This is a genomic window from Pedobacter terrae, from assembly GCF_036946585.1.
Taxonomy (GTDB): Bacteria; Bacteroidota; Bacteroidia; order Sphingobacteriales; family Sphingobacteriaceae; genus Pedobacter; species Pedobacter terrae_C.
In genome coordinates, this window is record NZ_JAQIIV010000002.1 from 163084 (window position 1) to 177794 (window position 14711).

The window sequence follows — 14711 nt, forward strand, 5'->3', positions numbered from 1 at the left end:
AATTAGTCGATTATTGAAAACAATTTTGCTAAAAACTAATTATATGAGCATGAACAAAAAAACTTCACCTAAATTCCTGAGAAGCCTGTTGATGCTTTTACCCTTATTTTTTCTATTTGAGGCTTGTAACAAGCCTAAATCTAAAACGGGTGCTGAACTAACAAAAATTACTGGCATTAAATTATATAAAGACCTTGATGCGGAGGTATTGAGCGACAAATTGAAAACTGCATTAAGCAAAAGGTCGAAATCGATGTCTAACCCAAAATTTACTCAGCAGATTTATGAACAGGCAGATTATCAACCTATTTTAGTAGCAAAATTTCTTCCTGACAGTGGATTAAGAAATGCGTCAAGAAAGATCAATGCAGCAAAAGAACATGGTCTTTCGCCTGAAAACTTTCAGGCGGCAAGATTAAACGCCGCATTGGAGAAAATTTATTCTAAAACAGCGGTAAATACACTTGATAAAGCTTATGATGCAGTTATTGATCTTGAATTGATCGCTAGTGGTGCCATTACCGATTATGCTTCGGCTATGCAGTACGGAATTGTAAGTCCCAGGAAAATATTTGCACAGTTTTATACCAAGGTGCTCAGACCAGATTCTATTTCATTTAAAAAACCATATCAAACCAAGGATATCACCGCCTTTTTAGATAGTATTCAGCCGAGCGCTGAAACCTATAAAATGTTACAGACCGCCCTGATTCAAAATATTGCTGCCCCCGGTCACTCCGCTGAAGAAACCAAACGGATTATTGAAGTGAATTTGGAACGCCTGAGATGGCACACTGCACAACAGGAAGATAAATATGTATGGGTAAATATTCCGGCGTTTGAACTTCAGGTAATTGAAAAACAAAAGCCGGTTTTAAGTATGAAAGTTTGTGTGGGTGAAGGACGCAATACCGGGCAGGCAACCTCCTTGACGGAATATGATGAAAATGACCTGAAAAAAGACCGCGCCTTTAACCGCGAAACTCCTCAACTGAAAAGCATGATACACAGCGTACAGGTTAACCCGGTTTGGAATATCCCTGAAAGTATAGCCAGTAATGAAATTGTAAAGTATGCCTCACAAGATCCCTATTATTTAAGCAACAAAAATATTGATGTTTTTTATAAAGGAAAAAAGGTTGAAGATACGGAAACCATAGACTGGTCAGCACCTGATGCGGGTAAGATGTATACCTTTAAGCAGCAACCTGGGGCAGACAACTCGCTGGGTAAAATCAAATTCCTCTTTAATAATCAAAGCAGTGTTTACCTGCACGATACACCGGCAAAAGCGGCTTTCAATTTAGCGGTGAGGGCCGTAAGCCATGGTTGTGTAAGGCTGGAAAAGCCTTTGGAACTTGCCAGGGTGCTTTTTGGTCCGGGCGAAAAATTCGATAAGATCAGTGCAGGCATGCAAAGCAAAGATCCAAAAGCGGAAAACCTTTCTCTTCCTAAGCAGGTTGCCGTTTACTTAGTATACTTCACGTGTTGGAAAGATTCAAGCAGCGGTAAGCTCATGTTTGCCAATGATATTTATGGTCAGGATGCGGTGCTTTATACGCACTTGAACAAAGCTTAGTTCACGTGGAACTGGCCCTGATCAACGCCATTGTTCAGGGCTGGAAGAACAGCCAATGCGGCATGCTTCTCGTCCAGGTAACGTGAAGCATATCGCTCTGCACTTTTATTGATAAAAAGCACACTGCCTTCACCCATAGCGCTGATCAATTGATCAGATAATTCCGGACTTACCGCAGGACAGCCTTGACTGCGACCTAAACGCCCTAAAGCTTCAATAGTACCCTGACTTACATATGGTGCGCCATGAATGACAATGGAACGCATTCGTGCATTATCATTGTAACCTGCATCCATGCCGTCTAAGCGGAGTGATCTGCCATGTGAACCTACGTATTCTTCACCTGTAACGTAAAAACCGATACTGCTGCTGTAAGAGTCGTTTTGATTGGAAAAAGTTACTGTCTCATCATCGCCACTACGCTGGCCATGGGCTACCCAGGTATTTAGGATAATTTTCTTTTTACTTAAGTCAAGCACATAAAGCCTTTTCCTGGTGCTTTTTTGGTCAAAGTCTGCAATGCTCAAAAGCGCGTGGTTCGATAACCTGCCAGCCTCTTTAAGGTTATAATAGCCGGTAAGTGCTTTTTCAAACACTGAGTAAGTCAGGCCGGAACCTTTTAAATCAACCTGATTATAAAGCGATTTAGCATACGTTGCATAATTTGGTTCAATTGGCATTGAAACATCGACAACGGTTTTTGGATGCTCAATTTTTTTATCGCTCATTGCCACTAAGAAAAGGCTTAAAGATAAAATGATACAGAAGATGCCCAGAATGTATTTTCTCATAGATAACTAATTGAAATGATTTAAGTAGGGCTTTATAGTATAGGCTGTTCGGATTTGATTATGTAACAAATATACAACATTGGGGAGCGATTTAATAATATAACCTAAATGCTGACAATTATATGATGATATAAATACATGCCTATGCTGTGAGATGAGTTCTTCCTGATGTATACGGTTTTGCTTAAATAGTGATTACAGAAGGATTTCTATTAAACTTTTTGATATTAGGATTGGTTAATTATAATATGAATATTTCATTGGTTACGATCGTCAAAAACCGTAGGGCTGCGCTTATCAATATGATCAGCGGTTTAGAATGCTGCAGCTCAAAACCTGCTGAACTTGTAATTATACACATGAATGAGGAACCCTATCAATTACCTGCGGCTACTTTTCCAATCAGACAGCAAACAGTGAACAGTTTGCATCATCTGCCATTGGCTGCAGCAAGAAATGCGGCGATGTTATTAGCGGATTATGATCAGGTCGTTTTCCTTGATGCTGACTGTATTCCGGCACCAGATTTTCTTTCTGTTTATTATAAAGCCTTTAATCGCCCTGATGCACTTATTTCCGGCCGCGTCCGTTACCTTACCGCCGAAGCGATGAAAAAAAACGATCTACTCGAGCATATGATGGAATACAGCATAGCAGATCCCGTACGCGAAAATATTGAGCAGTATTCATACGAACTTTTTTGGTCGCTCAATTTTGGCTGTAATAAAAACACTTTTAAAGAAATCGGTGGATTTGATGAACTTTTTACCGGTTATGGGGCAGAAGACACCGACTTTGCTTTTGCCGCGAAAGCAAAGTCGGTACCTTTGATGACCATAAATGCAATGGCTTTCCATCAATACCATCCAAGTTACGATCCGCCGATGAACCATCTTTTGGATATCATCAGCAATGCAAAAGCTTTTAGGGAAAAATGGGGCATTTGGCCTATGGAAGGTTGGCTAAGTAAATTTGAACGCGCAGGATTAGTCGAATGGTCACAAGATCGGCTTGAGCTAAGGCGCATGCCTTCAACCTCGGAAATCGAAATCGCACTTAAAGTTACCTAATGACGCTGAAAAAGATCGCGATGGGTATCTGTTAAATAATTTGCTGCCCGTTCGGCTGCATTACTTTTGATCAGTCCATTCCAATTCGGGCGACTCGTTAGCAAATTTTCGAGCATTTCTTTCCAGTCAACATCGAATATCTTATAGGCGGGAATGTGCACTGCCAATGCCAATTCATCGATAATACGGGCCTTTTCTTCCTGCTCCTTAAACGGACGCTCTTCGGCTATGGCAATAAAACGTTTATTAAGTGAAGCACATTCCATCACCGTATTATGGCCAGCATTACCGATCACTATACAACAGTCTGCTAAAATATCCCGTGGATCTTCCAACTTTCCATGGAAATGTAGGTTTTTGATGTTTTGCGTATTTTGGATGTTGCCCATGACATGAAATGTCCATTGAGGACATTTATTAGATAAATAATCCAGAAATTCGCTATTGATGCTTGTGCCACCACTGCCAATCAGTACCGCAACATGCTTTTTGCTGGCATCAGATAGATCTTCACTCGGTGCAAACCGGCTAAGTCCGCCAGTATAAAAGGTTTTCTTGTTTATCCATTTGGGCACCTGGCCAGACATTTGCTCATCAAACGGGGCCAACAATCCAACTGCGTTGCGGTAACAGATTTGATGAGGTAAATCACCTCTTAAACCGTGTTGCTTAACCACGATAGTGGGTACACCGCAGAGTCTGGAAAGCATGGCGATTTCAACCGAAACATCTACAATAAATAGCAGTTTGGGACGGCTGGTCAAAAAACTGGTTATCATATTTACCCGTTGCAGTTGTCCATTAATGTTAAGCGGTGCATAATGCAGTCCCTCCAGGCTTTTATCCAGAAAGTCAGGATCTTGATCACCGGGAGTATCCATCGGTAAAAAAATAAGGTTGATATCATTGGGAATCAGTGATCTGTACTGTCCCAGCGCACTTCCCAAAAAGGTAACATGACAATTTTTAAGTGCAGAAGCAATGGCCAGGCACCTCATTAAATGGCCTGATCCATGGTGATGGACGTAAAATGCAATTTCCATATCAGGCTACATGACTTACTGTTTCCATTAACAGCGATTCATAAGCATCTATCATCCGTTCAATATCCAGATTTTCTTCGGCCTGGCGGCGGCAGGTTGCGCGATCCATGTTAACGGCCTTAGTTATACAATTTGCTAATTCCTCAGGATCATTGCTGCTGGTTAAACAACCAGTTCCTGCAGTTACCAGATAAGGCAATGCTCCACGAGAGATACCTGCTACAGGTGTACCGCAGGCCAGGCTTTCAGCTACAACAAGACCAAATGGCTCGTCCCAGCAAGGGGTAATGAGCGCACATTTCGCATTGCCTATTAATTCATTAAGTGTTTCATGGCTGCAGTTTCCAAGCAGTTCCACGCCCTCACCAATCAACGGTTCAACATAGGTCTGAAAATAGTGAGAATCTGCAATACTGCCTGCTAGTTTAATAGGATAGCCGGCAAGTTTAGCAGCTTGTATGGCTATGTGCGTACCTTTATCTGGATGAATTCTTCCAAACCAGATTACGTAATCTCCGGTGGGTTGGGCATAAAATTTCCATAATGAGATATCCACACCGTTGCAGATCACCTCACAATGGTTAAGAAAAGGCTGCCAGGCAAGTGCATTGGGCTTTGAAACGCTTACATAGCGGATACGTCCAGTTTTACGCTCTTGTAACATCGCTCGTTTCATTTCGAAGATAGGAGGCGTATGTAGTACCGTAACCATCGGCGTTGCCGTAATGGTTGACATGGTTAACGGTACATAATTAAGGCTGTTATTGAAAATCACATCATGTTCACGGCCATCAATATCCTGCATTAGCTCCAAATAAGCATGGTGTGTAGATATAAAATCTTCGCTAAGTTCATGTGACCTGAACCTACTTAGCGTTTCCCTATCATAATCCACGTCTGTGAGTATCACATTAACATTGAGATCAGGATCGCTTAGTTCGCTCGCATATAAGGTAACGGTATGTCCCCTGGCAATGAGTCTTTTGGTAACTTCGTAGGTGAAAGCCTCCAGTCCGCCCATGTATGGCTTACGGATGGGATGTTTTAGATGTGCTATTATTCCGATATTCATTAGGATTTTTAAAGATGTTACTCTAACAACTTGATAAAACCGTTAAAGTTTTAAGTAATTCTGATGCCCAGCCCTTATTGTATTATTTCGCGTATTTAAACTTTATTAATATTGAGGTGAAACACAATGGTTTTTTAATTAATACAATTTCGATTGGTTTGAAACCAATTGCTAAAAGTTAGCGTTTATTGATAATGCAAGAGAAGCAAAAAATAGCCGAGCAGATATTGCATATGGCCTCGCAGCGGGGAGCCGATAAGAGTACCTGTCCGTCTGAAATTGCCAGAATGCTTTTCCCCGATCATTGGCGAGAACACATGAGTAATGTGATGGAAGTGGCAATTGGTCTGTATATAGAGGGAAAGATTTCAATTACGCAGCAAGGTAAGGCTGTTGATGTAGAAAAGATAAAAGGGCCGGTTCGGATTAAGCAACCACTGGATTGAATCAATTTCGTTATGGCGAGATACTCATTTTAAACCGCTTTTCAGGCAAATTATTAACTGTTTTTATTTTACTAAAACTAAATGGGATCCAAATGGTTATACTAATACACTTGGAACGATGATGAAAAAGAAGATAATGGTTTTAGAGGATGATCATGATATTAGAGAGATCATAGGTTTGTTATTGGACGAAGAGAATTATGAAGTTAAATTATATCCTGATATTAGAAGCTTCAGAAAAGATTTACTTTTCACTTCGCCGAATCTGATGATTTTGGATGTTCGACTGCCAGATGGGAATGGCCATGATCTATGCCGGGAAGTCAAAAATGACCAACGTACTTTGGATGTTCCAGTACTGATGATGTCTGCACATTGCTCAGCAACCGAAGTGAATAGAAAATGCCATCCAGATGATTTCATTCCTAAACCATTTAATATTGATGATTTTGTTGCCAGGGTAAACGCAGTGGTGAATTAAGAGGTTATATAATTGCAATAACTTGCTGCTGAATTTAATCGATACTTAAAAATAGAATCAGAATATTTACACTTACTTTTAATTGCAATTACAGGTTTTGGAAAAAACAAAAGATTTAGCTCTTTTCTCGAACATGAACTAATTTTACGAGAGTAGTGGAGGATTTGCTAACAATATGTTCAAAACTAATTATCAAATTCAAAATGCTCCTCCTTTTGTGATAAAAGATTGTAAACCACATTTCCATCCCGGATGAGGTAAAAAATATCCGTATGATTTTGCTGATATCTTATATATGCAAACAGCTTGTTACTCTGTCCCTCCAAACCAGCCCTGCCGCCATTGTATTTGCCATTAAGAATAGCAGATTGCTGATAGATGTACGCGGAATATAAATTATAAGCTTTCAAGTTTACCTTTTTGATTTTTTGTTGTACTTTTTTCTCCAGTATGGTATAGTATGATTTTTGATACGAAAAGCCGTCGGAAATATAAAAATAGTCGATTCTATTGGTGCTAGCGCCAGAAGTGAACTCGTAAGTAACAGGAGATAAGGGTTTTAATTCAAGATTTTTGGGTTCACGATCTTTGCAGGCTGTAGTTAAAAACAGCAGAAAGAGTAAAATCTTAAAATTGGGTTTCATGCTTGAAATCATTATCGTAAAGTATGTTTTAAGTTATTAAAAATAATATCTGGCATGATGTTTTAGTTGAGCTGTCCGCCAGGCTTGGTAAAGCTATTGTCAACCAGTTAATATGTTAACGATACAAAAAAATAGGTCAACTGATTTTTATATAGCCGAATATAATTAATCTCAATTTACGTTCGCGTAAATATTGCAACTGAAAGAAACCGGTAAAGCCAATCCCTCGTTTTTTTAATAAATAATTGCTCTTGCGACACATCTTCTGCGCTAATTTTTACTTTTGCAGTGAATAATGTCTAAATGGCTTAATTAAATGGATAGCACATTTTCTGATCAAACACAGGTTGCAGTAGTTTCTACTTTTTCCCATCTGATAAATACAGTTTTTAGCGGGAAACTAAACGCAGCTTGTTGGCAAAGAGCACTTAGTGGAGATTTTCAGGAAATTGTATCTAAACTAGAGCTAAAAGAAAACCTGACTGAAATTTCGATGGATGATCTCCGGTCGCTCGAACTTTCAGAACAGGGTTGTGAAGCCAGAACGCGCATCAAAAACGATTTTCAGCTGTTAACCGATGCTGGCGCATCACCTTCGCTGAACTTAATTAAAAGTTACGAGCGGGATGAAGAATTCGATTTCATTCCAACAGATGTATATTCTTTTCATGTAGACCGATCGCCAATTGGTACTGATACTTTTTTATGTACCTATTATGGTGCTGTGAGTGAAATTTTACCCAACCATCAAGCTGAACAAAAGCTGCTGGTACCAGCGATTAGACTCAAACTTAAAGAACTGCATGAGGGAAGGGAGGAAGAATTTGAACACTTTTTGACGGAGCATTATTTCGACTTGCATTATGAGGCTAAACCCGGCGCAAGACCTATAAAATTGGGCTTGGGCCATTTGTGGAGGCTGGCGGTAGATCATCCTGATCAATCCTGTTTGCCCTGCATCCACCGGGCACCGCTGGAAAAAGAAGGAGAGTATAGGTTATTGCTCATCTGCTAATTTGGCGGGATTAAATTTATCAATAATTCAAATATATTTGCCAAATGTTCAACAGCGCTATGTATTTGCCTGCTATTGTTATGGCCGGTATGGCCTACAGTATCCTGGCTAAAAAACTCACAGTTACAGCAGCTTGTACAGGCGCCATATTGACCTGTTTGATTTATTTTGCGGCTGGTTACACCGGCGTGGCGATGATGACTACGTTTTTTATTTTTGGTTCTGCAGCTACTTCATGGCAGCGAGATAAAAAGCAGGCTTCTGCTACCATTACGGAAACCAGGAATGGACGTACATCACTGCAGGTTTTAGCTAATGCCGGGGTTGCCAGTGTGGCGGCTGTAGTAATTTTGCTTTATCCTCTGCTTACTGATTTGATGCTTACGGCAATGGCGGCAGCTTTTGCCTCAGCCACAGCAGATACCTTGTCTTCTGAACTGGGAATGGTTTATGGAAAGCGTTTCTTTAATATCATTTCTTTCAGGCCCGATAAACGTGGGTTGGATGGGGTAATCAGTTTAGAGGGGACCTTAATTGGTGTGGTGGGTAGTGGAATCATTGCTGCTATTTATGCCCTGGGGTTTGGATGGAACGTGAACTTCTACCTGGTGGTTATTGCAGGTACGGCGGGGAACCTGACTGATTCTATCCTAGGCGCTGTATTGGAGCGCAAAGGCATCATCGGCAATAATATGGTTAATTTTTTGAATACATTAACCGCAATCCCGGTGTTTTTAGTGTTGTGGATTTTACTCAATTGGAGTTAATCAATTGGATACGCTATCAATATAGTACTCATTTTAGGTCTAAGAAACCTTCAATTTCACAAATGCCATTTAATGTTATTGTGACCTTGTCTTTTGAATGTCAAAAACATGTATATCAAGTAAATTTTTGCGATAATGACCAGCTTTTTAATGAAATTTATTTGTTGTTTAATCTCTATAAATCATGAAAAAAATCTTTTTTCTTTTAGCACTGGCAGCCTGTGGATTTTCAGGTTACGGGCAAACCTATCAACCGATTACCAGCAAAAATAAAACCTACAACGAAACGTTGAAAGGAGTGAGTTATACCTACAAGGATGGCATTGTTACCCTGAAAAATAGCGGTAAATATGCTTTAGGCACAGTAAGTATTACGGCATCGTCGAAGGTAGACAGTACCCTCTTTGGTATTGCTTTATTTGATGATGGTATTGACAAAGGAGAAACGGCCAAAGCGGAAGTTTATTTTACGACAGGCCTGGGTAAAAATGTACATAAGGTGCCTTTAAATCAGGTTGACCAAAAGAACCTGGTACTATCTTTTGATAAGGCCACGAGGGCTGTAAAATAATCGTTTATATTTTCCAAATTTTTGATAAAAAATAACCCTGACTTCAATATCGCTAATGAAAAAGAATCAAGCTATCTCAACAGGTGATAAATATTTAACACTGGATTAATAATCGATATTTAGTTTTGTGCTATAAATATTTGGTTAGTATTTATAAGTTTAGGTTAGTTGATAAAAAAGCCCAGATGGATATCCGGGCTTTTATATTTTTAAGCTTTATACCAAATATTTCATTTAACTAAGCTAGTTGATCAGCACAGGCTATTCCTTTAATAACAGTTGAGAACTGTTTGATATAGTTCATTTCACGGCGGTTACCATATAAACACTCTGGCCAACTGCACCTTCATAACCAAACACCAACTTATATTCGTAAAAATTTTCGATTTCGCTTTTAAAAGAATCAAAAGAAGGTGTATCTTTCGACGCATATCTAGGATCCCATTGAAATTTACTTCCAATTTTTAAAGTAGCTTTATTACCGTTATTCGCATGGTTGATGATTAGTTGGTTGGGGGTGATAATGTTTTCCATAGTTAAAATTTTAATGATCTAATCTATATAATTTAACGACTAACCAATTGAATTGTTTCATGACCAATGTAACAATCAGGAAAAGGTATTAATCCGCATTAAGTGAAATTAGTAGTAAAAAGAATAAAATAAAAGTTTTGAATTCCTCATACCACCTCCGCATTTATATAAAATGATATAAGAATAGTACATCGCCTACATAGGCTGGTTTAGGCTGGTCTTTAATTACCAGTGTAGCCTGAATGGTTACTTTGGTAATACCCCGCAAGTTGCTGATGCACATCAATTTGGCTTTTAACTGAACCTGGCTATCCACTAAAACAGGCTGACCAAATTTAAAACGTTCAATACCATAATTGATTTCCATTTTAATATTGCGCACATCTGCAATTTGCTTCCATAAATAGGGAATTAACGATAAGGTTAAGTAGCCATGTGCAATTGTTGCCTTAAATGGCCCTTCATTTTTAGCTTTTTCAGGATCGGTGTGTATCCATTGATGATCTAAAGTTGCATCAGCAAATCTGTTGATTTGTTCCTGGTCTATAGTATGCCATTGCGAAATCCCTAGTTCTTTGCCTAGGATTCGTATTCTTCGAAATTATTGATCACCAACATATATTTTCTTTATAAAGTTTGTTTCGCTTTAAAATGCTTAGGCACAACAACTCATCATGAATATAGTTTCATTTACTTTTCTATGACTAAAATAGTGATCAGATAATTTAAGCATTAGTTATGCATTTGGTTAGCATCAGGAACTAAAACTCGTTCTGGTTTGGAGATGAAAACACAAGTTAGGCTGCTGTGCACGGCGATAACGTAAGAATTATGATAGGATAGGGTTATTGTAGGAGATTCAATTAAGAGCACCAGTAAGGCCTTGTGGGATCGGCACAAGATAGTCCGTGCGCTACAAAGCTACCTTGTCAAGACTTTAAACACAGAATTAAAGAGATTTAATTGTTATCTAAATATTTTATTTGATATATTTAAATTAAAATTTAGATTTGTCTAACATTATATTTAGATAAATCATTTATGTTCATGAGATCACTATCCTTTTATTTTTTTTGTTTTCTTCTATCGCTAAACGCCATTGCCCAGAAAGCAACAGTTAAGGGTATAATTACATCAAATGGTGAAGCGCTGGATCAGATCACCATTAGGGTTGTAGGTACTAAAAGTTCGACAAAATCAAACAGTGCAGGAAATTATCAATTAAGCGGTATTCCTCACGGAAATTGCGATCTCGTCTTTTCAGGCATTGGTTACCAATCTAAAAAAGTGAGGATTACTTTAACAGCAGATACAGTTCTGGTTAATGCAGATTTGGTAAGTTCAGTTTCCGACTTAAATGATGTGGTGATTACTGGGGTAAACAGGGCTACACAATTACGGAAAAGCCCGGTGCCCATTGCTGTAATTTCCAAAAAAACGATGGACCAAAACGTAAATACCAATTTAATAGAGGCTATTGTGAAAGGCATACCTGGCATTACAGCAGTTACAACCGGTCCAAATGTTTCTAAGCCATTTATAAGGGGTTTAGGATATAACCGTGTATTAACTTTGTATGATGGGTTAAGGCAGGAGGGGCAGCAATGGGGCGATGAACATGGAATTGAGGTGGATGAATACGGGATTACCAGGGCCGAGGTAGTAAAAGGTCCGGCCAGTTTAACCTATGGCTCTGATGCTTTGGCGGGCGTCATTAATATGATCCCTAACACACCAAATTTTGAAAACGGAAAATTGAAAGGCGATTTTACCGCAAATTATCAAAGTAATAATGGCATGATGGGTTCGTCGATTGGATTGGCTTACATTAAAAACGATTGGAAATATAGCTTTAGGGCTACTGGAAAAACGGCACATCATTACCGGAATAAAATTGATGGATGGGTGTATGGAACTGCGTTTAGGGAGTATAATTTATCTGCCAGTGCCAGATTAGATAAAAGCTGGGGTTATTCTAAAACAGCCGTTACCTATTATGATAATGTTATGGAAATTCCTGATGGCAGTAGAGATTCTTTATCCAGAAAATTTACCAGGCAGGTTTTGGATGATGGAGACGATATTAAAAACAGACCGATTGTTCCGGAAAGTGATCTTCGAACCTATGCCATTAATCCTTTGCATCAACACATTCAACACATCAGGTTTTACAACACCAGCCAGTTGAAATTTGGAACCAGCGATTTAAATGTATTAATTGGCGGGCAGCAGAGTGTGAGGAGAGAATATAATCACCCTACAAGGCCCAATCAGGCCGGGCTTTACGTGGTGTTAAATACCTTTAATTACGATTTCAAATACAACCTGCCTGATTTCGCAGGTATAGAAAGTACGGTGGGGCTTAATGGTATGTACCAGGTAAACAGGAGCAAAGATGCCACCGATTTCCCTATCCCGGACTTTGACCTTTTTGATATCGGTGCATTTTACTTCGCAAAGAAATCGATGGGTAAAGTAGCCATTTCAGGAGGAATCAGGATCGACAGAAGTAACATCAATTGGGATAATTTTTATGTAGGTACTAATGCGCAAACGGGTTTTGATAAACAGGTTGGTGCAGGCGACCTTACAGGCAAATTGCAGTTTCCATCATTTTCTAAAAACTACTATGGTTTATCTGGTAGTTTAGGCTTAACCTACAATATTTCAGAAAGGTTTTTGATTAAAGCCAATATTGCTAGGGGATACCGCGCTCCAAATATTACAGAAATCGGCTCTAATGGACTAGATCCAGGTGCACACATCGTGTATTTAGGTAACAGAACATTTAAACCGGAATTTAACCTGCAGCGAGACATTGGTATTATTGCGTATTTAAAAGATGCGGATATCACTATAGAGCTATTTAACAACCAGATTCAAAACTACATTTATCAATCGCGCTTAACCGATGTCAATGGAGATCCGGTTGTTATTGTTCCGGGAAATCTCACTTATCAGTACCAACAGTCAAAAGCCAGGTTATATGGTGCAGAAATTTCTATCAATTTGCATCCTACAGCTTTAAAATGGATCAGTTTCAATAATAGTTTGGCCTATACAGTAGGACTCAATCAAAATCGGGAACTATTGGATCAGCATGGTAATGACGCCAAATACCTGCCTTTTATTCCGCCTCTACAAATCAGAACGGAAATTAAAGCGACAGCTCAAAAACCTGTAGGCATTTTTGATAAACCTTATATCAAAATCGATGCGGCTTTTTTCGCCGATCAGAACAGATTTTATGTGCTCGATAATACAGAAAGTTTTACCGCAGGTTATACTTTAATTAACGGCGGAATAGGATCGACGCTGACAACAAAAAAAGGAAAAACCATCTGTGATATTTTCCTTCAGGCCGATAACATTTTTAATATTGCTTATCAATCTAATTTAAACAGATTGAAGTATTTTGAATACTATAATAGCTCGCCCAATGGCCGGTCGGGAATTTACAATATGGGTAGAAATGTAAGTTTTAAAGTGATTGTTCCGATTTAAGAGCTGCTATGAAGATCTGCTTTTGCCCAAACTCAACTGATTTACCATATAGATAGGACAGTAAATATAAGCTTATATGACTCTTATATTTCTCATATGGTTTAATCATCAGATCAGATTTATAAACCGAATGATAAAACCGTTATCAATCCACTTAAAATAATGGAATCGGTGATATAAAAAGTCAGTTTAGCGACTATCGCTCATTTTCATTATCTTTACCTAAAGCATCAAGTATTAAACGTTTACATTTATGGAAGCCTCTTTGAGCGAGCAGCGACTGAATTTTTTAAGACAATCGATTGGTAAGGTAATTACCGGTTCGCCTTCTAACTTTATGAACTGGCTGGCACCTGTTTTAATTAAAGCAGAATATGGGATTTTGGTCTGCCAATATACAATCCGAAAAGAAATGACCAATCCATATCAGATTTTGCATGGTGGCGTAACCGCAGGTATTATTGACGATTTGATTGGTGCAACGGTTTTTACGATGGGATTAAATGAGCGGTATACTACCGTAAATAATTACATCGATTATTTCGCTACCGCAGGTGAAGGCGACGAAGTTATAGCCGAAACTGCAATCGTAAAAAGAGGACGCACGATTTTAAATCTGCAATGTGAACTATCTTTACCATCGAAAAATCGCCTGATTGCTAAAGGTTATTCTAATATGTTAAACATAGGTTAAGTTAACGCACAACGCTTAAGAATAAATTGTTAATTCCTTAAAATTAACAAAACATTCTCATTTATATATTGTTGTAAATTAACCAAAAATATAATGAGCCATGTTAGAAAATTATTCAACCCTGCAATTTGATGTGAGAGGCAAAATTTTTAAGGGATTTTGCATGCGTATTCAAGATGATTTTCATGAAACCTATGCTGTAGTTTTAGATGGTTACCATTCTTTCTGTATCTGGTTAGATAATAAGACAGAAAAATGGTGTGCTTCTAAAAATGCTGTGATTGATCCTGACGCAATTGATGAAATCATCAATAGAATATCTCCTCAAACTTCTTGCTAATGCCACATTATCAAGTGTTAAAGCATAAATCCCATCATTAACTCAAAGTATGTTACCATCCCTGCCAGAATTGATTTCTGTAGGGATTTCTTGCACTGTTTTCCTTTCTTTTCATTCTGAATGCAAATGAAGATCTTGATTAAAAGCTAAATCTGAAGCC

General features: G+C 38.6%; 15 protein-coding genes and 1 pseudogene. 10 read left to right on the forward strand and 6 right to left on the reverse strand.

Annotated features, from left to right (window positions below):
- Nucleotides 1–43 precede the first annotated feature (43 nt).
- Nucleotides 44–1579: a L,D-transpeptidase family protein gene (locus PGN18_RS03275; RefSeq protein WP_335317930.1), complete on the forward strand. Its 1536-nt coding sequence runs from the start codon at nt 44–46 to the stop codon at nt 1577–1579.
- On the opposite strand, the gene PGN18_RS03280 is transcribed toward PGN18_RS03275, so the two are convergent.
- Nucleotides 1576–2370 (reverse strand): murein L,D-transpeptidase catalytic domain family protein, encoded by a 795-nt coding sequence (locus PGN18_RS03280; RefSeq protein ID WP_335317931.1) that lies wholly within the window; start codon nt 2368–2370, stop codon nt 1576–1578. The two genes, PGN18_RS03275 and PGN18_RS03280, sit on opposite strands and share 4 nt — an antisense overlap.
- Before the next feature lie 248 nt (nt 2371–2618).
- Here PGN18_RS03280 and PGN18_RS03285 point away from each other — a divergent pair, with 248 nt between their 5' ends.
- On the forward strand, nt 2619–3440 hold the full coding sequence (locus tag PGN18_RS03285) for a glycosyltransferase family 2 protein (protein ID WP_335317932.1): 822 nt from the start codon (nt 2619–2621) through the stop codon (nt 3438–3440).
- Here PGN18_RS03285 and PGN18_RS03290 read toward each other — a convergent pair.
- Complete coding sequence (locus tag PGN18_RS03290; RefSeq protein ID WP_335317933.1) at nt 3437–4483, reverse strand: glycosyltransferase; 1047 nt, start codon at nt 4481–4483, stop codon at nt 3437–3439. The genes PGN18_RS03285 and PGN18_RS03290 overlap by 4 nt on opposite strands.
- A gap of 1 nt (nt 4484) precedes the next feature.
- Complete coding sequence (locus tag PGN18_RS03295) at nt 4485–5555, reverse strand: glycosyltransferase family 4 protein (RefSeq protein ID WP_335317934.1); 1071 nt, start codon at nt 5553–5555, stop codon at nt 4485–4487.
- A gap of 194 nt (nt 5556–5749) precedes the next feature.
- Between PGN18_RS03295 and PGN18_RS03300 the strand changes: the two genes are divergently transcribed.
- Nucleotides 5750–6001, forward strand: a complete 252-nt coding sequence (locus PGN18_RS03300; protein WP_335317935.1) for a DUF3253 domain-containing protein — start codon at nt 5750–5752, stop codon at nt 5999–6001.
- Nucleotides 6002–6119: 118 nt separating this feature from the next.
- A complete protein-coding gene (locus PGN18_RS03305; RefSeq protein ID WP_335317936.1) occupies nt 6120–6482 on the forward strand; it encodes a response regulator transcription factor in 363 nt (120 codons plus the stop codon).
- 185 nt (nt 6483–6667) lie between these two features.
- On the opposite strand, the gene PGN18_RS03310 is transcribed toward PGN18_RS03305, so the two are convergent.
- Nucleotides 6668–7138 carry a hypothetical protein gene (locus PGN18_RS03310; RefSeq protein ID WP_335317937.1) on the reverse strand — a complete coding sequence of 157 codons (471 nt, stop codon included), beginning with the start codon at nt 7136–7138 and terminating at the stop codon, nt 6668–6670.
- Between the two features lie 304 nt (nt 7139–7442).
- Between PGN18_RS03310 and PGN18_RS03315 the strand changes: the two genes are divergently transcribed.
- From PGN18_RS03315 to PGN18_RS03325, 3 genes are all read left to right on the forward strand, one after another.
- Entirely contained in the window at nt 7443–8141 is a 699-nt protein-coding gene (locus tag PGN18_RS03315) for a DUF1826 domain-containing protein (protein ID WP_335317938.1), read from the forward strand.
- A 44-nt stretch (nt 8142–8185) separates the two neighbouring features.
- A complete protein-coding gene (locus tag PGN18_RS03320; protein ID WP_335317939.1) occupies nt 8186–8908 on the forward strand; it encodes a DUF92 domain-containing protein in 723 nt (240 codons plus the stop codon).
- A gap of 184 nt (nt 8909–9092) precedes the next feature.
- Nucleotides 9093–9479, forward strand: a complete 387-nt coding sequence (locus PGN18_RS03325; RefSeq protein WP_335317940.1) for a hypothetical protein — start codon at nt 9093–9095, stop codon at nt 9477–9479.
- Between the two features lie 300 nt (nt 9480–9779).
- Here PGN18_RS03325 and PGN18_RS03330 read toward each other — a convergent pair whose 3' ends face one another.
- On the reverse strand, nt 9780–10013 hold the full coding sequence (locus tag PGN18_RS03330) for a hypothetical protein (RefSeq protein WP_335317941.1): 234 nt from the start codon (nt 10011–10013) through the stop codon (nt 9780–9782).
- A gap of 163 nt (nt 10014–10176) precedes the next feature.
- A pseudogene (locus tag PGN18_RS03335) lies at nt 10177–10631 on the reverse strand (MaoC family dehydratase).
- A 429-nt stretch (nt 10632–11060) separates the two neighbouring features.
- Between PGN18_RS03335 and PGN18_RS03340 the strand changes: the two are divergent.
- The 3 genes from PGN18_RS03340 to PGN18_RS03350 all read left to right on the forward strand — a co-directional run bounded on the left by PGN18_RS03340 (nt 11061) and on the right by PGN18_RS03350 (nt 14551).
- Entirely contained in the window at nt 11061–13517 is a 2457-nt protein-coding gene (locus PGN18_RS03340; protein ID WP_335317942.1) for a TonB-dependent receptor, read from the forward strand.
- A gap of 253 nt (nt 13518–13770) precedes the next feature.
- Nucleotides 13771–14211: a PaaI family thioesterase gene (locus tag PGN18_RS03345; protein WP_335317943.1), complete on the forward strand. Its 441-nt coding sequence runs from the start codon at nt 13771–13773 to the stop codon at nt 14209–14211.
- Nucleotides 14212–14311: 100 nt separating this feature from the next.
- A complete protein-coding gene (locus PGN18_RS03350; RefSeq protein WP_335317944.1) occupies nt 14312–14551 on the forward strand; it encodes a hypothetical protein in 240 nt (79 codons plus the stop codon).
- Nucleotides 14552–14711: the final 160 nt, after the last annotated feature.

Bases quoted from the DNA above. Each gene is read 5' to 3' on its own strand.
- PGN18_RS03300 (WP_335317935.1), top strand. From the start codon at position 5,750: ATGCAAGAGAAGCAAAAAATAGCCGAGCAGATATTGCATATGGCCTCG.
- PGN18_RS03315 (WP_335317938.1), top strand. From the start codon at position 7,443: ATGGATAGCACATTTTCTGATCAAACACAGGTTGCAGTAGTTTCTACT.
- PGN18_RS03295 (WP_335317934.1), bottom strand. From the start codon at position 5,555: ATGAATATCGGAATAATAGCACATCTAAAACATCCCATCCGTAAGCCA.
- PGN18_RS03325 (WP_335317940.1), top strand. From the start codon at position 9,093: ATGAAAAAAATCTTTTTTCTTTTAGCACTGGCAGCCTGTGGATTTTCA.
- PGN18_RS03290 (WP_335317933.1), bottom strand. From the start codon at position 4,483: ATGGAAATTGCATTTTACGTCCATCACCATGGATCAGGCCATTTAATG.
- PGN18_RS03320 (WP_335317939.1), top strand. From the start codon at position 8,186: ATGTTCAACAGCGCTATGTATTTGCCTGCTATTGTTATGGCCGGTATG.
- PGN18_RS03310 (WP_335317937.1), bottom strand. From the start codon at position 7,138: ATGATTTCAAGCATGAAACCCAATTTTAAGATTTTACTCTTTCTGCTG.
- PGN18_RS03305 (WP_335317936.1), top strand. From the start codon at position 6,120: ATGATGAAAAAGAAGATAATGGTTTTAGAGGATGATCATGATATTAGA.
- PGN18_RS03330 (WP_335317941.1), bottom strand. From the start codon at position 10,013: ATGGAAAACATTATCACCCCCAACCAACTAATCATCAACCATGCGAAT.
- PGN18_RS03345 (WP_335317943.1), top strand. From the start codon at position 13,771: ATGGAAGCCTCTTTGAGCGAGCAGCGACTGAATTTTTTAAGACAATCG.
- PGN18_RS03285 (WP_335317932.1), top strand. From the start codon at position 2,619: ATGAATATTTCATTGGTTACGATCGTCAAAAACCGTAGGGCTGCGCTT.
- PGN18_RS03275 (WP_335317930.1), top strand. From the start codon at position 44: ATGAGCATGAACAAAAAAACTTCACCTAAATTCCTGAGAAGCCTGTTG.
- PGN18_RS03280 (WP_335317931.1), bottom strand. From the start codon at position 2,370: ATGAGAAAATACATTCTGGGCATCTTCTGTATCATTTTATCTTTAAGC.
- PGN18_RS03340 (WP_335317942.1), top strand. From the start codon at position 11,061: ATGAGATCACTATCCTTTTATTTTTTTTGTTTTCTTCTATCGCTAAAC.
- PGN18_RS03350 (WP_335317944.1), top strand. From the start codon at position 14,312: ATGTTAGAAAATTATTCAACCCTGCAATTTGATGTGAGAGGCAAAATT.